At 62.1% G+C, this 19,666-nt stretch carries 20 protein-coding genes and 1 pseudogene; 11 read left to right on the top strand and 10 right to left on the bottom strand.

Annotation, left to right across the window (positions count from 1 at the left end):
- From AC0L28_RS04110 to AC0L28_RS04120, 3 genes are all read left to right on the top strand, one after another.
- Nucleotides 1-1,507 (top strand): OmpA family protein (locus AC0L28_RS04110; protein WP_473475680.1); only part of this gene is annotated, 1,507 nt, incomplete at its 5' end.
- A gap of 11 nt (nt 1,508-1,518) precedes the next feature.
- Complete coding sequence (locus AC0L28_RS04115; protein ID WP_023797984.1) at nt 1,519-2,010, top strand: Rab family GTPase; 492 nt, start codon at nt 1,519-1,521, stop codon at nt 2,008-2,010.
- Between the two features lie 3 nt (nt 2,011-2,013).
- Nucleotides 2,014-3,084: an adenylate/guanylate cyclase domain-containing protein gene (locus tag AC0L28_RS04120; protein WP_023797985.1), complete on the top strand. Its 1,071-nt coding sequence runs from the start codon at nt 2,014-2,016 to the stop codon at nt 3,082-3,084.
- A 9-nt stretch (nt 3,085-3,093) separates the two neighbouring features.
- Here the strand turns inward: AC0L28_RS04120 and AC0L28_RS04125 are convergent, their stop codons facing one another.
- From AC0L28_RS04125 to AC0L28_RS04145, 5 genes are all read right to left on the bottom strand, one after another.
- The gene (locus AC0L28_RS04125) at nt 3,094-3,825 is read right to left on the bottom strand and encodes an amino acid ABC transporter ATP-binding protein (RefSeq protein ID WP_128168932.1); all 732 of its coding nucleotides are present in this window, start codon (nt 3,823-3,825) and stop codon (nt 3,094-3,096) included.
- Nucleotides 3,806-4,465: an amino acid ABC transporter permease gene (locus AC0L28_RS04130; RefSeq protein WP_473475685.1), complete on the bottom strand. Its 660-nt coding sequence runs from the start codon at nt 4,463-4,465 to the stop codon at nt 3,806-3,808. The genes AC0L28_RS04125 and AC0L28_RS04130 overlap by 20 nt, the downstream gene beginning before the upstream one ends.
- Nucleotides 4,462-5,166, bottom strand: a complete 705-nt coding sequence (locus AC0L28_RS04135) for an amino acid ABC transporter permease (RefSeq protein ID WP_473475688.1) — start codon at nt 5,164-5,166, stop codon at nt 4,462-4,464. Before AC0L28_RS04135 ends, AC0L28_RS04130 begins: the two co-directional genes overlap by 4 nt.
- 70 nt (nt 5,167-5,236) lie before the next feature.
- Entirely contained in the window at nt 5,237-6,043 is an 807-nt protein-coding gene (locus AC0L28_RS04140; protein ID WP_473475691.1) for a transporter substrate-binding domain-containing protein, read from the bottom strand.
- Between the two features lie 451 nt (nt 6,044-6,494).
- The gene (locus AC0L28_RS04145; protein ID WP_473475694.1) at nt 6,495-7,421 is read right to left on the bottom strand and encodes an SMP-30/gluconolactonase/LRE family protein; all 927 of its coding nucleotides are present in this window, start codon (nt 7,419-7,421) and stop codon (nt 6,495-6,497) included.
- Nucleotides 7,422-7,635: 214 nt separating this feature from the next.
- Between AC0L28_RS04145 and AC0L28_RS04150 the strand changes: the two genes are divergently transcribed.
- Nucleotides 7,636-8,676, top strand: a complete 1,041-nt coding sequence (locus AC0L28_RS04150) for a LacI family DNA-binding transcriptional regulator (protein ID WP_373420399.1) — start codon at nt 7,636-7,638, stop codon at nt 8,674-8,676.
- Between the two features lie 76 nt (nt 8,677-8,752).
- Nucleotides 8,753-9,136, top strand: a complete 384-nt coding sequence (locus AC0L28_RS04155; RefSeq protein WP_473475698.1) for a GlcG/HbpS family heme-binding protein — start codon at nt 8,753-8,755, stop codon at nt 9,134-9,136.
- Between the two features lie 9 nt (nt 9,137-9,145).
- Here AC0L28_RS04155 and AC0L28_RS04160 read toward each other — a convergent pair whose 3' ends face one another.
- Together AC0L28_RS04160 and AC0L28_RS04165 are read right to left on the bottom strand one after the other, a co-directional pair.
- Entirely contained in the window at nt 9,146-10,177 is a 1,032-nt protein-coding gene (locus AC0L28_RS04160; RefSeq protein WP_473475701.1) for an L-idonate 5-dehydrogenase, read from the bottom strand.
- Between the two features lie 11 nt (nt 10,178-10,188).
- A complete protein-coding gene (locus tag AC0L28_RS04165) occupies nt 10,189-11,130 on the bottom strand; it encodes a 2-hydroxyacid dehydrogenase (RefSeq protein WP_473475850.1) in 942 nt (313 codons plus the stop codon).
- A gap of 125 nt (nt 11,131-11,255) precedes the next feature.
- Here AC0L28_RS04165 and AC0L28_RS04170 point away from each other — a divergent pair, with 125 nt between their 5' ends.
- The 6 genes from AC0L28_RS04170 to AC0L28_RS04195 are packed head-to-tail and all read left to right on the top strand — an operon-like array spanning nt 11,256 to nt 17,252.
- A complete protein-coding gene (locus tag AC0L28_RS04170) occupies nt 11,256-12,020 on the top strand; it encodes an SDR family oxidoreductase (RefSeq protein WP_128168925.1) in 765 nt (254 codons plus the stop codon).
- A 19-nt stretch (nt 12,021-12,039) separates the two neighbouring features.
- Nucleotides 12,040-12,555, top strand: coding sequence for a gluconokinase (locus AC0L28_RS04175; protein WP_128173813.1), 516 nt, complete (start codon nt 12,040-12,042; stop codon nt 12,553-12,555).
- 3 nt (nt 12,556-12,558) lie between these two features.
- On the top strand, nt 12,559-13,449 hold the full coding sequence (locus AC0L28_RS04180; RefSeq protein WP_128173718.1) for an NAD(P)-dependent oxidoreductase: 891 nt from the start codon (nt 12,559-12,561) through the stop codon (nt 13,447-13,449).
- 35 nt (nt 13,450-13,484) lie between these two features.
- Complete coding sequence (locus AC0L28_RS04185; protein ID WP_473475705.1) at nt 13,485-15,017, top strand: sugar ABC transporter ATP-binding protein; 1,533 nt, start codon at nt 13,485-13,487, stop codon at nt 15,015-15,017.
- Between the two features lie 18 nt (nt 15,018-15,035).
- Entirely contained in the window at nt 15,036-16,088 is a 1,053-nt protein-coding gene (locus tag AC0L28_RS04190) for an ABC transporter permease (protein ID WP_473475708.1), read from the top strand.
- Between the two features lie 45 nt (nt 16,089-16,133).
- Nucleotides 16,134-17,252 (top strand): ABC transporter substrate-binding protein, encoded by a 1,119-nt coding sequence (locus AC0L28_RS04195; RefSeq protein ID WP_473475711.1) that lies wholly within the window; start codon nt 16,134-16,136, stop codon nt 17,250-17,252.
- Between the two features lie 79 nt (nt 17,253-17,331).
- Here AC0L28_RS04195 and AC0L28_RS04200 read toward each other — a convergent pair.
- The 3 genes and pseudogenes from AC0L28_RS04200 to AC0L28_RS04210 form a co-directional block, all read right to left on the bottom strand.
- Nucleotides 17,332-17,580, bottom strand: a pseudogene (locus tag AC0L28_RS04200) (ATP-binding cassette domain-containing protein); the annotation flags it as partial.
- Entirely contained in the window at nt 17,577-18,407 is an 831-nt protein-coding gene (locus tag AC0L28_RS04205) for an ABC transporter permease (protein ID WP_473475715.1), read from the bottom strand. The pseudogene AC0L28_RS04200 and the gene AC0L28_RS04205, both read right to left, overlap by 4 nt.
- Nucleotides 18,404-19,390: an ABC transporter permease gene (locus AC0L28_RS04210; RefSeq protein WP_473475718.1), complete on the bottom strand. Its 987-nt coding sequence runs from the start codon at nt 19,388-19,390 to the stop codon at nt 18,404-18,406. The genes AC0L28_RS04205 and AC0L28_RS04210 overlap by 4 nt, the downstream gene beginning before the upstream one ends.
- Nucleotides 19,391-19,666 lie beyond the last annotated feature (276 nt).

The raw sequence follows: 19,666 nt of genomic DNA on the forward strand, positions 1-19,666 counted from the left end.
TGCCGGCCTGAGAGACCCGCTTGCCGCCGACCCGCAGGCTTTGCTGTCCGGAACGCAGGTCGATCCCGCCCGCGTTCATTCACAGTGGCAATTCTATCAGAGCCTTGAGCCGGAGTTCGTGTTGAAGCGGCTAACGGCGTCGCTAGCTCCGCCGGATTCAGTACGACTTTCGATCGTCAATGATCGCATCGTTGCCGAGGGTGAGGCTCCCGACACCTGGATAGATCGGGCACGCGCAGCGGCCCGACAGCTTGAGGCAGGCGGACCGGTATTCGATATCTCCAGGGTCCGTGATGTGAGCCCCGAAGCACGCGAGGCGGAGCGCTGGCAGGCCTATGTGTCGCGACTGGGAACCCAGCCGGGCATCATCGTTGCCGAACAAAAGATGCGCGATGGCCAATTCTATATTGCCGGCCTGAGAGACCCGCTTGCCGCCGACCCGCAGGCTTTGCTGTCCGGAACGCAGGTCGATCCCGCCCGCGTTCGTTCGCAGTGGCAATTCTATCAGAGCCTTGATCCGGAGTTCGTGCTGAAGCGGCTAACCGCGTCGCTGACCCCGCCGAAATCGGTTCGGCTTTCGATCGTCGAGGATCGCATCGTTGCCGAGGGTGAGGCTCCCGACACCTGGATAGATCGGGCACGCGTAGCGGCCCGACAGCTTGAGGCAGGCGGACCGGTATTCGACTTCTCCAAGGTTCGCGATGTGAGCCCCGAAGCACGCGCGGCGGAGCACTGGCAGACTTATGTGTCGCGTCTTGAGGCCCAACCGGGAATCATCGTCGCCCAACAAAGGGCGAGTGGCGGACATTTCTACATTTCCGGCCTGAGAGATCCGCAGGCCGCCGACCCGCAGGCTCTGCTGTCCGGAACGGACGTTGATCCGGCTCGCGTTCATTCGCAGTGGCAATTCTATCAGAGCCTTGATCCGAAGTTCGTGGTGAAGCGGCTGATGGCGTCGCTGGTCCCGCCGGATTCAGTACGATTTTCGATCATCAAGGATCGCATCGTTGTCGTGGGCGAGGCTCCTGCCGCCTGGATAGATCGGGCGCGGGTCGCCGCCCAACAACTGGCCGCGGACGGACTCTCTCTAGAAATTTCCGAGCTGCGCGAGGTGACCCCTCAGGAACTCACGCATTTGAGGGAGGCTATTCAAGCGGTCGACATTTTCTTCGATTCTGGCAAGGCTGTACCGGGACCAGAGCAACTGCCAGTTCTCGACCAATTGGCGAATCAATTGAAAGAATTGGCCAAGGACGCCCGCAAGGCAGGCGTAACAGCACAGTTCATGTTGACCGGCCATTCGGACACCGTGGGCCGTGAGACGGCCAACGCGTCGATCAGCGCCGCCCGCGCCGAGACAGTTCGTGCGCTTCTCAAGAAGCGCGGCGTCGCTCCGGAATCGCTTTTGGTTCGCGGCGCGGGCACTTTTGAGCCGGCGGAGACTGAGAATAGCCGAACCGGGAGCTCCGCCAATCGCAGAGTTTCGGTTACGGTAAACTTCCACTAGGGCCCAGGTTATTGCAAAAAAAGATCTGCATGTTGGGCGGGTTCGCTGTCGGAAAGACGAGTCTGGTTCGCAGGTTTGTGCAAAGCATCTTTTCAGAAACCTACTTGACCACGGTGGGAGTGAAAATCGACAAGAAGAGTGTTGTACTGCCGGATAAAACCGTGGATCTGATTTTGTGGGATCTGGCCGGCGAAGACGATATCGGGTCGTTCCGCGTCAGCTATGTGCGGGGCGCGAGCGGGCTCGTGCTTGTCGTCGATGGAACCCGCGCCGCTACCCTAGCAGTGGCGCTCACGCTGCGCGAGCGGGCCGAGGCCGAATTCGGCGCCATGCCGTTCGTATTGCTGTTCAACAAATCCGATCTGGCCGATCGGTGGGCAATATCGGATAGTGAGATCAACGAACTGAGGCAACTTGGATGGCAAATCTATCTGACAAGTGCGCTTTCGGGTGAATATGTTGATGATGCGTTCCGCCAGCTTGCTTCGATGGTCACCGAATAGACCATGCGTGGATTGCCAAGAGAAGTCAGAAGCTGGATTTACGATTTCTTCTCCAACGAGCACTCTGTCGCATATCTGAAAATTGATGCCCAGCTTTGCATCGCTGAGAAGGGCGGCAGTGTTGAACATTACGGCCTATCATCACTTTGCATTGGCAAGCCCGTTGCCGAGCAGCTTGCGTTCATGGAAGGTTTGCTGCCTTGCCCGGAGCTTCCATATCATATGGCCATGGTCGAACTGCCCAGCGGGCGTGTCGCGGACCTTCATCTTTTTGCTGGCAATGCCTGCGTATGGCTGCTCTTTCTTGACGCCACTGCCGAACGCGACAACAGGCAGCGGCTTCAACAGAAGGCTTATGAAATGACACTCCTGCAAGAGAGGGAGCGTCAACTCAACGAAAAATTACAGTTGACGAACGAGGCGTTGCGGCAGAGCCAGGAGGGATTGTCGCGTGAATACCAGCGCGCCGAAAGCCTGCTCCTCAACATTCTTCCGGCGTCGATCGCGGAGCGGTTAAAGGCCGACGAGCAAATTGCAGACAACCATGCTGACGTGAGTGTGCTTTTTGCCGACATCGTCGGATTTACGGAAAGAGCGCGGAACGTCGGAGCCGAGGTAACGCTGGCTATTTTGAACTACTTCTTCAAGGCAGCGGATCTGCTCTCGGAACGAGACGGCTGCGAAAAGATCAAGACAATCGGCGATTGTGTGATGGTGGTCGCTGGCCTGCCCGTCGCGCGATCCGATCATGCAGAAGCTCTTGCGCACTATGCACTTGAACTGCGGAAGGCGGTTAAGCACGAACGCTTCGCAGGAGAACCGATAAGACTCAGAATTGGAATTCACTCAGGACCAATCGTCGCGGGCGTCATAGGCAAAAGGCGGTTTGCCTATGACCTTTGGGGCGAGACCGTTAATCTCGCCGCACGTATTCAAACGTCAGCGGAGCCCGATGAAATCCGTATTTCGGATGCAACTCGCAAACTGCTTGGACCAAATTTTGCTTGCGACCCTCTCGCGGAAACGGAATTGCGCGGTACAGGTCGTGTGCGAATGTGGCGGCTCCCGGCCTGATTTGCCGGGCTACTTCACGTCCGATTTAATAAACTGCTGCAGTTCCGGGGTCTTCGGCCTGCCGAAGAGTTCAACCGAAGGCCCCTCTTCCCAGATCTTTCCGTGATGCATGAAAATCGTTGTGGTCGCCACCCGGCGGGCAAAACCCATCTCGTGGGTGACGAGCAGCATGGTCATTCCGTTACGGGCGAGCGTTTCCAGCACGTTCAGCACCTCCTCGGTCAGTTCCGGATCGAGCGCCGACGTCACCTCGTCGAACAGCATCACCTTGGGACGCATGGCGAGCGAGCGGGCGATCGCCACGCGCTGCTGCTGGCCGCCGGAAAGCTGGTCGGGATAGGCGTCGAACTTCTCCGACAGGCCAACCATGCCGAGAACTTCCTCCGCAGTGGTTTTGGCTTCAGCTTTCGACACCAATTTGACGATCCGCGGCGCCAGCATGATGTTTTCGGCCACCGTCAGGTGCGGAAAGAGATTGTAGCTTTGGAAGACGATGCCGACATCGGTGCGCAGCTTGCGCAACTCTTTCGGGTCTCGGCCAACGGCGTGGCCGGCAACTTCGATGCGGCCGGAATTGATCTTTTCCAGGCCGTTGATGCAGCGCAGAAGCGTGCTTTTTCCGGAACCGGAGCGGCCGATCAACGCAAACACATCGCCCCGATTGACGGACAGCGAGACGCCCTTGAGGACTTCGACAGCTCCGAAGCTCTTGTGGACATTATCAATAAGCACTTCCGGCATGGAGCCTCCTTTCCAGCAGACGCGACAACTGGGACAACGGATAGCAGACGACAAAGTAGAGAGCCGCGACTGCGAGAAAAACGCGGAACGGCTGGAACGTCGCGTTGTTGATGAGTTGCCCGGCGCGGGCGAGTTCAACGAAGCCGATGATCGAGGTGATCGACGTGTTCTTGACCACCTGCACGGCAAAGCCGACGGTGGAAGGGAGCGCGATGCGTAGGGCCTGGGGCAGGATGACGTAGCGGTATTGCTGGGCTCGCTTCATCGCCAAGGATTCCGACGCCTCCCATTGCTGCTTGGCCACGGCCTGAATGGAGCCGCGCCAGATCTCCGCAAGATAGCCCGAGGCATAGATCGTCATCGAAACGCCGGCTGCGACCAGGGGCGGCATTTGAAAGCCGGCGAGGCTGAGGCCGTAATACGAAAGAAACAGGATCATCAGCACGGGAATGCCCTGGATGATCTGGATGTAGGTGGCGGCGGCAACCCGCACGGCCTTGCGTGTCGAGGTCCGCGCGAGTGCAATGATAAAGCCGATAAAACCGCCACCGGAAAGCGCAATGACGGTCAAAAGGATCGTCCACTGCAGCGCCGAGAGAAGGAAACCGAATTCGCTGAAGCCGAAAGTCCGGAGCGTCATGCCTGCACCTCCGCAAGGGAGGTCGTCGCCTTGCGCGCCACACGGCGCCCGAACAGGCCCCAGCCAACGAGCGCCAGTATCGCGCGCAACGCCAGGGCGAGAGCCAGATAGATCAGCGTCACGACGATATAGACTTCGAACGAACGAAAACTTTGCGATTCGACAAAGGCTGCGGAAGCGGCGAGTTCCTTGGTCGAAATCGCCGAACAGATGCTTGAAGCAAGCATCATCAGGACGAATTGGCTGCACAGCGCCGGATACACCTTGGCGATTGCCGGCATGATGATGAGATGGCGATAGATTTGAAAGGACGTGAACCCGAGCGCTTCACCCGCCTCGATCTGCGACTTGTGGATGGCTTCTATGCCGGCTCGGATAATTTCGGTCGAATAGGCTGCGAGGTTTATCGTCATGCCGATCAGCGCCGCCGTCGTTGCGCTAACCCGCAGACCAACGCCGGGTAGTCCGAAATAAATGATGAAAAGCTGAACCAGGAATGGCGTGTTGCGGATGATCTCGACATACGCATCGACCATGAGCCGTACCGCCCGGCCGTGCATCGAACGCAGCGACGCGAGAACGATGCCGAACGAACTTCCCATCACGATGGAGGCGGCGGACAACATGATCGTCAGCCATATCCCGGCGACAATCTCGTCGGTGTATTGCGCGATAGCGCCGAACTGGAATGTGTAAGACATTCTTGGTCCTCGATCGGAACGTCACCAACGAATTTGCCGGACGCAGATCGTCCGGCGACCTTTCGTGAGATCAGAACAAAGGCAGTTGCGGCATCGGGGTGCCCGTCCACTTCGTCGCGATGGCGTCAAGTTCGCCGGAATTCTTCATCAGATAGATCGCGGTGTTGAGCCACTGGTGCACCTCGAAATCCTGGAGCGTGGTGGCCATGGAGTTGCCTTGCCGGAAAAAGGTGAAGCCGACCTGCAGACCGGCGTCCGGCCGCTGCTGAATGATGGCGTTGGCAACCGTCGAGGGGAGCGCGGTCGCATCGACCTGGCCGGCAAAGAGCGCCTGAGCGGTTGTCGAATCGTCCTCGAACACGACGATCTCGAGCCCTGGCACAGCGACCCGCCGCAATGCGGCTTCCTGCGACGAGCCCCGATTGACGCCAACGCGTTTGCCTTCGAACTCTGATAGCTGGGCGAATTTCTGATCTGGGCCAGACACGATCACCATGTTGAAGGCACTGTAGGGCTGGGTGAACATGACGGTCTTGGCCCGTTCTCCGGTGGGCGCCAGTGTGGCCACCAGGAAATCGACCTTGCCGGTTTGCAGGGCTGGGATTCGCGACGGCGGCGTCAGCGGAACGAGTTCCGCCTTCACTCCAAGATAATCGGCAATGAGGTTGGCGACGTCGACGTCGTAGCCCGTTGGATTGCCGCTTTCATCGACCATGCCCATCGGAGGCGCGCCGGTCACGACGCCGATTCGGACGCTGCCGCGTGACGTAATCTCTTCCAGAGTGATGGCGCTGGCGGGCGAGTTGGCCATCGCTAGCATTGGGACGGCAAGGCTGATCGCGGCGAATATTGCGCGGATTTTGACAAGTGGTTTCATGGTGTTCTCCTCCGTGAAAGATCCCGAGGCGCCGACTGCGAGGCGCCTATCAAATATGTCCGTGCATCCACCGGCATTGACACGATCGGACAGATGGCTGTGTCTGCTCCTAGAGCTTCGATGTTGGAAAATTGGATCTGCACACTGCCCTTGGCGACTGCACAGGCGTTCTCCGCGGGCCTTAGCCCCGCATTTGCGAGCGTGCCGATCTCATTTCTCCTCCAACCGCCCTATATTGATGTTATCGATAACATGATGTCAAGTGCCCAGTGCGTGTTTCATGAATTGTTAGCCCCAAATGCGCGAAATACAGGAGATTCGCGGCTTGGTTGCGGGTCTAAGGGACATTCGCTTCGGCGACTCCCCGATCTTGGCTCTACCGCGATGCTCGAGTTGTAACATTGTCGAGCAGTCGCAGACGCCCGAGATGGCTGACCGTTCTGCTGCAGTGTCAGCCCAGTTTGGAGCCGTTGGCCGTAAGATAGACGGCATAAAGCGAAGTCGTCGCGCAGATGAAGAGTCGGTTGCGGCGAGTTCCGCCGAAAGTGACGTTCGCGACGGTCTCGGGAATACGGATCTTGCCGATTAGCGTTCCGTCCGGATCGAAACAGTGAACCCCATCACCGGCGCTGGTCCAGACGCGGCCTTTCGTGTCGATCCGGAAGCCGTCGAAAAATCCGCTGGCGCATTCGGCAAAGACGTCGCCGCCGCTCAGCCTTCCTTCGTCGCCGACGCGGAGCTTCCGGATGTGACGGGGTCCGCGCTCCAGGTGCGTAGCGCCCGTGTCGGTGACATAGAGCAGTTTTTCGTCGGGGGAAAACGCAAGGCCGTTGGGCTTGACGAAGTCGTCGGCGACTCGAGTGACCGCGCCCGTCGCCGCATCGACCCGGTAGACATGGCAGCCGCCGATCTCTTCCTCGCCGTAATCGCCCTCATAGTCGTGCATGATGCCGTAGGGCGGATCCGTGAACCAGATCGCGCCGTCCGACGCAACCACGACGTCGTTCGGCGAGTTGAAGCGCCTGCCTTCGAACCGGTCGGCAACGATCGTGATCGCGCCATCGAACTCCGTCCTTGTCACCCGTCGCGCCAGGTGCTCGCAGGTGACAAGCCGCCCATGATTGTCGACCGTGTTTCCGTTGCTGTTATTGCAAGGCTGGCGAAACACCGAAATCGAGCCGTCGGTCTCATCCCAGCGCATTATCCGGTTGTTCGGAATGTCGGACCAGATGAGATAGCGGCCCGGCCCGAACCACGCAGGGCCCTCCAGCCAGCGCCCGCCCGACCAAAGCCGCTCGACGCGCGCGTGCCCGACGAAGCAAGCGGCAAATCGCGGATCGAGCATTTCGAAACCTGTGCCCTCAATATTTTCAAACATTGGCCTCACGCCTCCCGCACGCTGGATCTGCGCTGGCCGGTTGGGGCCAGCTGATGGGCCCGCGGCACAACTGTTGCCAGCGCTGTATGATAGCGATAACATATCAATTGTAATCTGATTTCCAAGGGGGCATGCATGAGGACGGGCGCGCGATGAATCCATGGCACGCTCCGTCGTTAGCGTGCGTCCCGCAACCGGCTTGCGGAGCGCCATGATGCCCAAGGGACTGAACGCCAAATCTCCCGAGAACCAGGCGCCGACGATGCTTGACGTGGCCCGCCGGGCCGGCGTCTCGGCGATGACGGTATCGCGAGCGCTCAAGAAGGACGGCCGCGTCTCGGATGCAACCCGTGAACGGATCCTGGCGGCGGTAAACGAGCTTGGTTATGTGCTCGACCAGTCTGCCGGAAGCCTGTCGTCACGCAAGACCGGGTTTGTGGCCGCGATCATTCCCTCGATCAACAATTCGAATTTTGCCGACACCGCCCGCGGCATCACCGACGAACTGGAGAATACGGGTCTTCAGCTTCTGCTCGGCTACACCGACTACACGGCGGAAAAGGAAGAAAGGCTGATCGAGGCGATGCTTCGCCGACGTCCGGAGGGCATTATCCTGACCGGCGGCACACATACCGATCTTACGCGGCGCATGTTGGAAAGCGCGGGCATTCCGGTGGTTGAAACGTGGGAATTGCCGCCGAAGCCGATAGATCAGGTCGTCGGCTTCTCAAATGAGGAAGCGATGGCGCTGCTCGTCAGGACATTGGCGAAAAAAGGCTACCGGAAATTCGGCTATATCGGCGGTACGACGTCACGGGATACGCGCGGCAGCCAGCGGCGGGCCGGATTCGTCAAGGCGATCGAGGAACTCGGCCTGCCGCCCGGCCGCCTGGTTTCATTCGGCGTGCCTCCAATTTCGATCGAGCAGGGCGGACAGGCGGTCGTCGGCATGCTGGAGCGCTGGCCGGATACCGAGGTCGCGCTGTGCGTCTCGGATTTGTCGGCGTTTGGTGCGGTGATGGAGTGCAAGCGCCGGGGCATCCGGATTCCGCAGGACATCGCGATCGCCGGCTTCGGCGATTTCGAGATTGCAGCTTACTGCCATCCGACACTCACGACGGTGAACGTGGACTGCTACGGCATCGGCAAACAGGCAGCACGCAAGCTGATCCAGTCGATCAAGGGCGAAGACAACGGCTTGTCCCAGGAAATTATCTTGACCAGCTACAAGGTGGTGGAGCGGGAAAGCGCCTAACACTCAACCATTCCGGCGATAGAGGCCGCACCATGGCGATGTTCCGCGAACCGTAAGTCTGAGCCATGACGGCGCAATGAAGGCGCTGAGCGCAGGCATGGCGCCAGCAAGCGCAATGGGTGTCCCGCAATGCTTCGTCGTGGTCGACGCCAGCGGCGAGACGATCGCCAGCCTGCGCATGGACGGCGCCAGGTATTTGAGCATGCATACCGCGCGGGCAAAGGCGCGCACGGCGGCAGCCATCGACGCCGCGACAGGCGCAATACCATTCGAGGCAGCGGCGGCAGTCGCATCGCAGGGCGGCGTGAGCTGTCTTCCCAGCGGATTGCCCATCCGCTTCGACAGCAGGCTTGCGGGCGCGATTGGCGTTGGATCGGGAAGCGGCGAGCAGGACATCGACGTCGCGCGCCGTCCTGGCAGCGATCGGCGCCGATATGCTGTGAGCGGCTCGCTCCGGTAGCGCAGCCCTTCAGAAGGCGATCTGGACCTTCATCGACTTGTTGCGGTCGCCGGCGATCTCGAAGGCTGCGACGGCTTCGTTGAGCGGATAGATCCTTGTAAGCAGCGGTTTCACATCCACCCGGCGGCGGTTGATCAGGTCGACGGCGAGCGCGAACTCGTCGTGGAAGCGGAACGTGCCGCGCATCTCGATTTCCTTCGCGACGACGAGATTTTGCGGGATCGCCAGGTCGCCGCCGAGCCCGAGTTGCATCAGCACGCCGCGCGGCCTTAGAACCTCAAGACCGGCGCGAACAGCGCGCTCGTTGCCCGACGCCTCAAACATCACGTCGAAATATCCCTTGTCGGCGTTGTAGGCCGCCAGCTTGTCGGCGTCGGTCGCGACGTTGATCGTGCGATCGGCGCCGATTTCCGTGGCTGTTTTCAAAACGCCGGCCATCACATCGGTTGCGACGATTTCCCGTGCCCCGTGCGCGCGGGCGGCGATGATGCAGAGCGCCCCGATCGGCCCGCAGCCCGTGACGAGAACCCGCTTGCCCAACAGCGAACCCGCCCGGTTGACGGCGTGCAGCGTAACCGCGAACGGCTCGGCGAAGGCCGCCTCGTTGATCGAGACGTGGTCTGCTATCCGGTGGCACTGCGTGGCGTCGGCGACCAGCCGTTGGCGGAATGCTCCCTGGATATGCGGCATAGGCATGGCGCTGCCGTAGAAGCGCATGTTGAGGCACTGGTTCTGCTGGCCCTTAAGGCAATAGCGGCAGGCATTGCACGGCCGGCTCGGCGAGACCGCAACCCGATCGCCTGTTTCGAGGCAGGAAACCCCCTCCCCGACCGCCCTGATCGTGCCAGCGACTTCGTGGCCGAGGATCATCGGTTCGCGCAGCCGGATCGCGCCGAAGCCGCCGTGGTTGTAGTAATGCAGGTCGGAGCCGCAGATGCCGCCGGCCTCAATAGCGATGTCGACCTGTCCGGGTTCGAGCGCGCCGGGGTCGGTTTCTTCGATCCGCAGATCCCTTGCGGCATGAATGACGAGCGACTTCATGGACGCGCCTCCTAAACGACCGGCGTCAGCAGGGCCTGCCCGCTGAAATGGGCGGCGAGATTGTCGCGCACGAGCCTGCCCATCGCCTTTCTTGTTTCGACCGTGCCGCTGGCGTGGTGCGGCTGCAGCACGACATTGCCGAGCTTCAGAAAGCGCTCGTCGATCGCCGGCTCGTTCCAGAAGACGTCAAGCCCCGCTCCCTTGATTGTTTTCGATTCCAGGGCTGCGAGCAGCGCCGTTTCGTCGACCGTGCTGCCGCGCGAGATGTTGACGAGAATGCCGTCAGGACCGAGCGCTTCAAGGACGGAGGCGTTGATGATGTTTTTTGTGCTTTCGCCTCCGGCGAGTGTTACGATCAAAAATTCGCTGTCGCGCGCCAAGTCCACGAGGTCGCCGACATAGGCGTAAGGTAGGTCGCCGCGCCTGTTGATGTCGTAGTACGAGATGGCACAATCGAAGGCGGCCGCGCGCTTTGCCACCGCGGCGCCGACCCGGCCCATGCCGACAATGCCGAGCTTTTTGCCGCAGACGCGGGTAACGAGTTGCATATTGCCCTTGGTCCAGCTTCCGTTCCGCACATAGGCATCCGCCTGAGGGATATTGCGCGCCACCGATAGCAGAAGACCGATGCCGATGTCGGCGACGTCTTCGGTAAGCACATCCGGCGTGTTGGTGACCCGGATCCCGTTCGCCCTGGCGTGGCCGAGGTCTATCGCGTCGGTGCCCACTCCGTAGCAGGAGACGATCTCCAGCTTAGGCAGCCTTGCCATGAGCGCGGCGCTCGCACCCAGTTCGCCGCGCGTTGCGATGGCGCGGATGGCGTCGGCCTTTCCGGTGAGCAGCGCGTCCTTGTCCGTCGCCTCCCAGAGCTTATGCATCCGGTATTTTGCTTCCAGGTCTTCCATGTCCCAGGCGGGGTAAGGACCTATCATCAGGATGTCGGTCACCGGCAGGTCTCCTCCGAATTTTCACCTTTCCTATTGACTATGTTATCGATAACATCCATGTCAATAGGGTAGAAAGGCGGAGCAAGAAAATCGGTTCGCCTGGAATCGTTCTGCCTTGCAGGGAGGTTGGAGTGAGTTCGCTCTTCGATTTGACTGGGCTTAGAGCCCTGGTTACCGGATCGAGCCAAGGCATCGGCCTTGCCCTGGCCGAGGGTCTGGCGCGTCATGGCGCGACGATCGTACTCAACGGCCGCAACGCCGACAAAGTCGCGGAGGCGGCTGGAATGCTCGCCGCGAAGGGCTTCAAAGCCGATGGCGCGGTGTTCGACGTCACCTCAGCAGAGGCTGCCGCAAAAGGCGTCGCCGACATCGAAGCCAATCTTGGGCCGATCGATATTCTCGTGAACAATGCCGGCATGCAGTATCGCGCGCCGCTCGAGGATTTTCCGGTCGACAAGTGGGATGAACTCCTGCGCACCAACATTTCGAGCGTCTTTTATGTCGGTCAGGCGGTGGCCCGGTACATGATCCCACGCCAGAAAGGCAAGATCATCAACATCGCCTCTGTGCAGAGCGAATTGGCCCGGACCAACATCGCGCCGTACACCGCCACCAAGGGCGCCGTGCGCAATTTGACGCGCGGCATGTGCGCGGACTGGGCCAAACATGGCCTGCAGATCAACGCGATCGCACCCGGCTATTTCAAGACCCCGCTCAATCAGGCGCTGGTCGAAAATCCGGAGTTCTCGGCCTGGTTGGCCAACCGCACTCCGGCGGGAAGGTGGGGCAATGTCGACGAATTGGTTGGCGCGGCGGTCTTCCTCGCCGGCCCGGCTTCGTCATTCGTCAACGGTCATACGCTTTATGTCGATGGCGGCATCACGACCTGCCTCTGAGCCGGCGCTCATCGTGGTGATGGGCGTCAGCGGCTGCGGCAAAACCAGCATTGGCGAGGGCATCGCCGCGCGCCTGGGCATCGAATTTGTCGAGGGCGACGCGCTGCATCCGCGCCAGAACGTCGAGAAGATGTCGGCCGGCGTTCCGCTTGACGACGCCGATCGCTGGCCTTGGCTGGACCTTGTCGGCAAGGCGCTGCGTACGGCACAAGGCGATGGCCTTGTCGTCACCTGCTCGGCACTCAAGAAAGCTTATCGCGATCGCCTTCGCCAGGCGGCCGGAGGCGATCTGGTCTTCGTGTTCCTGGAAGGATCGCACCAATTGCTGCGGCAACGGATCGGCGAGCGGCGTGGTCACTTCATGCCACCCTCGCTGCTGGACAGCCAGTTCGCGACACTGGAAGATCCCACGGCCGAGCAGGGCGTGGTGACGGTCAACATCGCTGCGACGGTGGACGCGATCATGGACGCCGCGTGTGCACGGCTGGCGGAGATGGGGATCGGGGCGCAGATTCAGCAAATGAAGGGAACGTGAGATATGTCGCAAGCCCCAGCAAAGATCGCCGTCATCGGCGCCGGCATCATGGGCTCGGCGATCACGGCCCGGCTTCTCGAAACCGGGCAGGCGGTGACGGTGTTCGATCTCGACAGCGCCAAGCTATCCGCTCTTGCCGGTAAAGGCGCAGCATCCGCCGTCTCCGTTGCCGGCGCGACGCTGGCAAGCGATTTCGTCATCCTCAGCCTCAACCACGCCAATATAGTGCGTGCCGCGGTGTTCGGCGCCGAGGGCGTCGCTGAAGCAGCCGGACCCGGAAAGATCCTCATCGACATGTCGTCCATCGATCCGGTCGATACCGCGCAGATGTCGAAAAAACTTGCCGACGAGACCGGCATGAAATGGGTGGACTGTCCGCTTTCGGGCGGCGCACCCGGCGCGCTTGCGGGCCGCCTGACGGTTATGGCCGGCGGCGACAAAGCCGATTTCGAGCGCGCCCGAACGGTCATGCAGCATCTTTGCGCAAACTACACGCTGATGGGCCCGAGCGGCGCCGGCCAGACGACCAAGCTGATCAACCAGCTCTTTTGCGCCGTGCTGTTCCAGGCGGTCGCGGAAGCGGTGAAACTGGCCGAAGCCGGAGGCGTCGATGCAGCAGCGATTCCCGCCGCGCTCGCCGGCGGTCGCGCCGATTCCAACATCATGCAGGAGTTCATGAAGAAATTCGCCGCGCGCGATTTCTCGCCGACTGGCCGGATCGACAACATGCTGAAGGATCTCGATTCCCTCCAGGCGTTCGCAATGAAGACGAAAACACCGCTGCCGATGACTGGGCAGGTTGTCGAAATCCATCGCCTGCTTTGCGCGGCCGGTCTCGGAGCCCGCGATTCCGCCGAAATGATGCGCCTGCTCGACGGCATGCACCAGGACTGACGCATGATTTACGAGGGCGGCGGTTGACTCCGGATATGTTATCGATAACATACCCTTTGGGAGGAGCGTGCGTGGTCGGGACCAAGCTGATCGAGTTTCAGACGATTACCAAGGAGTTCGGCGGCACGCGCGCGCTTTCCGACGTATCGCTCGATTTGCATGAGGGCGAAATTCTCGCCCTGCTGGGAGAGAACGGCGCCGGCAAATCGACGCTCATCAAGACGCTCGCCGGCATCCACCGGCCGGATGGCGGACGCATTCTGTTTCGCGGCGAGCCCTATCAGCATCGGCCTCCGCGTCCCAACCAGCGCCAGCAGGTTGCCTTCATCCACCAGGATCTCGGGCTGATCGAATGGATGTCTGTCGGCGAGAATGTCGGGCTGGCTCAGGGGTTTTCGCTCCGCTCGGGCCTTATCGACTGGCGCGCGACGGAAGAGCGGGCTCAGGCCGCGCTCAGCCTCGTTGGTTGCGATTTCGATCCGACGACCCGGGTCCAGGATCTCACCCGGACGGAAAAGTCGCTCGTCGCGATCGCCCGAGCGCTGGCAACCGAAGCCGATGTGCTCGTGCTCGACGAGCCGACGGCGAGCCTTCCCGCCGACGAGGTCGACCGATTGTTCAACGCGCTTCGTCCGCTGAAGCAGCGCGGCGTCGGCATGATCTATGTTTCGCACCGGCTCGACGAGATTTTCCGCATCGCCGACAAGGTAGCCGTGCTGCGGGACGGGAAGCTGGTCGGCCAGAACAAGGTAGCGGACACAAAGCCGGATGAACTGGTGGAAATGATCGTTGGGCGACCGGCGAGCCAGGTCTTTGCCAAGGCGGCTACCAAGGCGGGCGCGACGATCTGCGCGGTGCGCGACCTGGTTTGCGCGGGAGCCGGGCCGGTTTCCTTCGACGTTCGCCGGGGTGAAATGCTCGGCCTTGTCGGGCTGCGCGGCGCCGGGCAGGAACTCATCGGGCGGACGCTCTTCGGCTGCACAACTTTTGCGGGCGAGATTTCCATCGACGGCAAAACGCCTGATCTCTCCAGTCCCATTGCGGCGATGCAAGCCGGAGTCGGTCTCATCGCCCGCGATCGCACCGAGGAGTCGATCGCGGCTGCACTCTCAATCCGCGAAAACATTTTTATCAATCCGGGCGCGGCCAGGCGCAGCCTGTTTTCCTTTCTCGCTGGCCACAAGGAGGCGGCACTTGCTCGGGCGATCGGCGACACGGTCGGCCTCAGGCCCAACGATCCGGACCTGCCGATCGAGGCGCTGTCCGGCGGCAACCAGCAGAAGGTCGTCGTCGGCCGTTGGCTTCATACCGGCCGCAAGCTGCTCATTGCCGAAGACCCGACCGCCGGCGTCGATGTCGGCGCGAAGGCCGAGATTTACCGGCTGATCGGGCGGGCGCTCGAAGCCGGATTGGGCGTCGTCGTTGTTTCGACCGACTTCGAGGAGATCGCCCATATCTGCCACAGGGCGCTGGTCTTTTCCCGCGGGCAGATCGTTCGCGAACTCGCCGGCGATGAACTCACGACATCCGCCGTGATCACCGCCGCATCGGCATCCGAAGCCGCCTGACCGACCCGGAGCAAGACCATGCAATCCATCAAATCCACCGCTCTCGAGCCGACACGGGGCGAAATGACCGGCCTGCCGGCGCGGCAGAAGCTCATCAGGCTCGTCCCGGTCTACGGCCTCGTCATCCTCACGCTTATGCTGATCGTGCTGTTCTCAATCCTGCTGCCGAAAACGTTCCCGACACTGCTCAATTTACGCTGGATCGTTTCCGACAAGGCGATCATCGCACTGCTGTCGCTGGCCGCCATGATCCCGATGGCTTCGGGCCGCATCGACCTGACCGTCGGCTACGGAATAGTATTGTGGCACATCCTCGCTATCAGCTTGCAGACCATGCTGGGCATCCCCTGGCCCCTCGCCGTGATGATCGTCCTGTTTCTCGGCGCCGGTACGGGCTTCCTGAACGGGCTCCTCGTTGAAGTCGCCCGGATCGATTCCTTCATCGCCACGCTCGGCACGGGAACCGTGCTCTATGCGCTTGCCCTTTGGCACACCGGCGGGCGGCAGGTGGTCGGTGTCTTGCCCGACGGGTTCTATGCACTCAATGGCACCATGCTGTTCGGCCTGCCGATCACCGGCTTCTATGTGCTGGCGATCGCCGTCACGTTGTGGATCGTGCTGGAATATTTGCCGATCGGCCGCTACGTCTATGCGATCGGCGCCAATCCCAAGGCGGCTGCCCTCAACGGCATTCCTGTCCGGCGCTTCGTCATCGGAGCTTTCGTCTCATCGGGGTTTCTCACCGCACTGACGGGCGTTCTGCTCGCTTCCAAGCTGCGCATCGGCCAGGCGAGCGTCGGCCTTGAATATCTGCTGCCGGCGCTTGTCGGTGCGTTCCTCGGCTCGACCACCATCAAACCCGGCCGGGTCAATGTCTGGGGCACGATGATTGGCGTCGCCATCCTCGCCGTCGGAATTTCCGGAATCCAGCAATTCGGCGGCTCCTTCTTCGTTGAACCTCTATTCAACGGCGTGACGCTTCTCGTCGCGATCGGCATTGCCGGATACGCGCAGCGCAAACGGGGCGCCGCGGCAAAACTGCCGCGAAAGCCAAATCCGTCCGGAAGCTAATAGTCCGGACAGTCGATCAGGATCTCAAAAGCAGGGAGGTAGGTTATGCAGCGCAGGAATTTCTTGAAATCATCGGTGGCAATGCTGTCGGTCGCCATCGTGGCCCCGGCAATGTTTGCCGACCAGGCGCGGGCCGATGCGATGGCCGACGCCATGGCGATCGTCGAAAAATATGCCCAGAAAGTTACGGCCTGGGATGGCCCGACCTCCGGCCCGAGGGCCCAGGAAGGCAAGACAATCGTCGTTCTTGCCGGCGACCTGAAGAATGGCGGTATCCTTGGGGTGACGACCGGCGTCGAGGAGGCGGCCGAGGCGATCGGCTGGGAGGTCAAGGTAATCGACGGCGCCGGATCGATCGGAGGCCGTACCGCCGCCTTCGGCCAGGCCATGGCGCTGCAGCCAAGCGGCATCATCATCAACGGCTTCGACGCGGTCGAACAGGCACCGGCGATCGAGCAGGCCAAGGCCGCGGGCATTCCGATGGTCGCCTGGCATGCCGGCCCGACGATCGGCCCGGACGACAAGATCGGGCTCTTTGCCAATGTCTCCACCGACGCCATGCAGGTTTCAGCCGCGGCCGCGAACTGGGCCTACGCAGACGCCAAAGGAAAACCCGGAGTCGTGATATTCACCGATTCCACTTATGCGATAGCCATCGCAAAGGCCGATCGGATGAAGGAAGAACTCGAGAAGCTCGGCGGGACCGTGCTCGAATATGTCGATACGCCTATCGCCGAAACGTCGCAGCGCATGCCGCAGCTGACGACCTCACTGCTGCAGAAGTATGGCGACAGCTGGACGCATTCGCTGGCCATCAACGATCTCTATTTCGACTTCATGGGCCCCTCGCTCGCGGCAGCCGGCAAGACGGGCACCGACGCGCCGATCAATGTCGCCGCCGGCGACGGCTCGGAATCGGCCTATCAACGCATCCGCGCCGGCCAGTTCCAGAAGGTGACGGTGGCCGAACCGCTCAACCTGCAGGGCTGGCAACTGGTCGACGAGCTGAACCGCGCGATCGCCGGTGTAAAATGGTCCGGCTATCTTTCGCCGCTCCACGTCGTGACCGCAGACAACGTCGAATTCGACGGCGGGCCGAAGAACAGCTTCGACCCCGACAATGGCTATCGCGACGAATACAAGAAAATGTGGGGCAAGATGTAGGCGCAGGCCGTAGCGGGGGGGGGGGGGGGGGGGGGCCGCCCCCCCCCCCCCCCCCCCCCCCCCCCCCCCCCCCCCCCCCCACCCTGGGGGGTGCCTTGGCACCAAAGGATGGCAAAAACCACTCGATCGAGCCTCCAACCTTGGAAGACCTCGGCAGCAACCCGGCGACGGCCAGCGCCAGCGTGCTCTTGCCCGAGCCGCTCTCGCCAATGATAGCGAAGCGCTCGCCGGCGCTGACATCGAGGCTGACATGGTTCAGCGCCGCCACCTCGCTGCCGTCGCGGCGATAGGTCACCGTCAAATCGCGGATCGAAAGCAGCGCCGTCATGACAGGCTCCTTCTCACCGCCGTCGTCTCGACGACGCCTTCGCCGGCGAGATAGACGCCGAGCACGGTCAGCACGAGTGCTATGCCCGGAATGATCGACAAAAAGGGCGCGGTGCGCAGCACGGCGCGGCCTTCGGCGATCATGCCGCCCCAGGTCACGCGGTTGGGGTCGCCGAGGCCGAGAAACGAAAGTGCCGCCTCGGTGAGGATCGCGGCGGCGACGATCACCGACGACAGCGCCAGCACCGGCGGCAAAGCGTTGGGCAGCACTTCGCGAAAGGCGATCTCCAGCGGATGCATGCCGATGACACGGGCGCCGGCGACAAAATCGCGCTCGCGGATCGACAGCACTTCGGCGCGCGCAACGCGCGCCGGCCCCGTCCAGGCGCCGAGCGCGATCGCCGCGACGACGACGCCGAGCGACGGCCCGACGACGCTGACGAAAGCCAGCGCCAGCAGGAAGCTCGGCACGGTCTGGAAGGCGTCGGTAATGCGCATCAGCACTTCGTCGACGAGACCGCCGGCAAGGCCGGCCAGCGTGCCGACCATCGCGCCGACGGCAAGGGCTGCTGCCGCTGCCGCCAGCCCGACCGCCAGCGAGGTGCGGGCGCCGTGGAGAAGCGCGGCCAGCACGTCGCGGCCGAGCCGGTCGGTGCCGAGCGGCAGCGACCAGTCCTGAAAGGGCGGCAGCAATGCCGGCCCGGCAATGGCCTGCGGGTCGCCGGGAAAGAACAAAGGCGCTGTCAGCGCCATGGCGAACAACGCTACCAGGATGATCGCGCCGGCGACCGCTTCCGGCGTGCGAAGAAAGCGGCGAAGCCGGCTCACGCACCGGCCTCGCTGGCGCCGACGCGCGGATCGAGGAAGGCGTAGGCAATGTCGACGAGAAGGTTGATGGCGATGACCAGAACGGCGCTGACCAGGATGATGCCGAGCAGCAGCGGCGTGTCGCGCGCTGCCACCGCCTCCTGCGCCAGCCGGCCAAGGCCGGGTACCGAAAAGACGCTTTCGATGACGACGCTGCCGCCGAGCATCTGCGCCGATTGCAGGCCGAGCATGGTGACCAACGGCAACAGCGCGTTGCGGGCGACGTGGGCGAGCACGATGCGGCGGCGGGAGAGCCCTTTGGCGCGGGCGGCGAGGACAAAATCCTGCCGCCAGACCTCGGCCATGCCGGCGCGCATCATGCGCAGATAGAGTGCCAGATAGATGAAGCCGAGTGCCGACACCGGCAGCACGAGATGGCGGGTGATATCGGCCGCGCGGTCAAGGCCGGTCTTGCCCGACGCGATGCTCTCGATGCCGCCGATCGGGAACCAGCGCAGGTCGACGGCAAAGACGATGATCAGCACCAGCCCGAGCCAGAAGCCGGGAACGGCATAGAGCGCCAGCGAGCCGATCGACAGCAAGCGGTCGCGAAAGCCGCCGGGCCTGGCGCCGGCATAGATGCCGAGCGCCGAACCGAGGCCGAAGGAGAGCGCGGTGGCGCTGCCCATCAACAGCAGCGTGTTGGGCAGGCGCTCGAGGATGACGTCGCGGATTGGCCGCGAGAAGGTCACCGACTGGCCGAGGTCGAGATGCAGCAGCGCCCAGAGATAGGTCGCTAGCCGCGTCAACGCCGACTGGTCGAGGCCCCAGCGATGGCGCAGCAGTTCGATCATGCCGGCGTCGCCGCCGGTCGAGACGATGTAGGCGTCGACCGCGTCGCCGGGGGCGGCTTCCAGCAACAGGAAAGTGCCGATCACGACAAGCAGCAGCACGAAGACACTGCCGACGAGGCGACGGCGAAGGAGGAGAAGCGCGCGGGTCATGGCGGCGCCGGCTGCTTGGCGGTATGCCGATCCTGAGAAATGCCGAGCCTAGGCACCCCCCTCTGTCCTGCCGGACATCTCCCCCTCAAGGGGGGAGATTGGCCGTCACTAGCCGTGGCGCCAATCGCAAACGTTGCTGAGGGAAGGGCCGTCGCCAAAGCAAGCGAATCTCCCCCCTTGAGGGGGAGATGTCCGGCAGGACAGAGGGGGGTATCGTCGAGCACGGACATTACCAACTTCACCTATTGGCGAAGGTCAATCTCAATTAACCCGCAG

Source organism: Mesorhizobium sp. WSM4847 (assembly GCF_055811335.1).

What these genes read in the sequence shown, in the direction of transcription:
- AC0L28_RS04120 (WP_023797985.1), top strand. Translation starts at nt 2,014, where the DNA reads ATGCGTGGATTGCCAAGAGAAGTCAGAAGCTGGATTTACGATTTCTTC.
- AC0L28_RS04125 (WP_128168932.1), bottom strand. Translation starts at nt 3,825, where the DNA reads ATGCCGGAAGTGCTTATTGATAATGTCCACAAGAGCTTCGGAGCTGTC.
- AC0L28_RS04130 (WP_473475685.1), bottom strand. Translation starts at nt 4,465, where the DNA reads ATGACGCTCCGGACTTTCGGCTTCAGCGAATTCGGTTTCCTTCTCTCG.
- AC0L28_RS04135 (WP_473475688.1), bottom strand. Translation starts at nt 5,166, where the DNA reads ATGTCTTACACATTCCAGTTCGGCGCTATCGCGCAATACACCGACGAG.
- AC0L28_RS04140 (WP_473475691.1), bottom strand. Translation starts at nt 6,043, where the DNA reads ATGAAACCACTTGTCAAAATCCGCGCAATATTCGCCGCGATCAGCCTT.
- AC0L28_RS04145 (WP_473475694.1), bottom strand. Translation starts at nt 7,421, where the DNA reads ATGTTTGAAAATATTGAGGGCACAGGTTTCGAAATGCTCGATCCGCGA.
- AC0L28_RS04150 (WP_373420399.1), top strand. Translation starts at nt 7,636, where the DNA reads ATGCCCAAGGGACTGAACGCCAAATCTCCCGAGAACCAGGCGCCGACG.
- AC0L28_RS04155 (WP_473475698.1), top strand. Translation starts at nt 8,753, where the DNA reads ATGAAGGCGCTGAGCGCAGGCATGGCGCCAGCAAGCGCAATGGGTGTC.
- AC0L28_RS04160 (WP_473475701.1), bottom strand. Translation starts at nt 10,177, where the DNA reads ATGAAGTCGCTCGTCATTCATGCCGCAAGGGATCTGCGGATCGAAGAA.
- AC0L28_RS04175 (WP_128173813.1), top strand. Translation starts at nt 12,040, where the DNA reads ATGGGCGTCAGCGGCTGCGGCAAAACCAGCATTGGCGAGGGCATCGCC.
- AC0L28_RS04180 (WP_128173718.1), top strand. Translation starts at nt 12,559, where the DNA reads ATGTCGCAAGCCCCAGCAAAGATCGCCGTCATCGGCGCCGGCATCATG.
- AC0L28_RS04185 (WP_473475705.1), top strand. Translation starts at nt 13,485, where the DNA reads ATGTTATCGATAACATACCCTTTGGGAGGAGCGTGCGTGGTCGGGACC.
- AC0L28_RS04190 (WP_473475708.1), top strand. Translation starts at nt 15,036, where the DNA reads ATGCAATCCATCAAATCCACCGCTCTCGAGCCGACACGGGGCGAAATG.
- AC0L28_RS04195 (WP_473475711.1), top strand. Translation starts at nt 16,134, where the DNA reads ATGCAGCGCAGGAATTTCTTGAAATCATCGGTGGCAATGCTGTCGGTC.
- AC0L28_RS04210 (WP_473475718.1), bottom strand. Translation starts at nt 19,390, where the DNA reads ATGACCCGCGCGCTTCTCCTCCTTCGCCGTCGCCTCGTCGGCAGTGTC.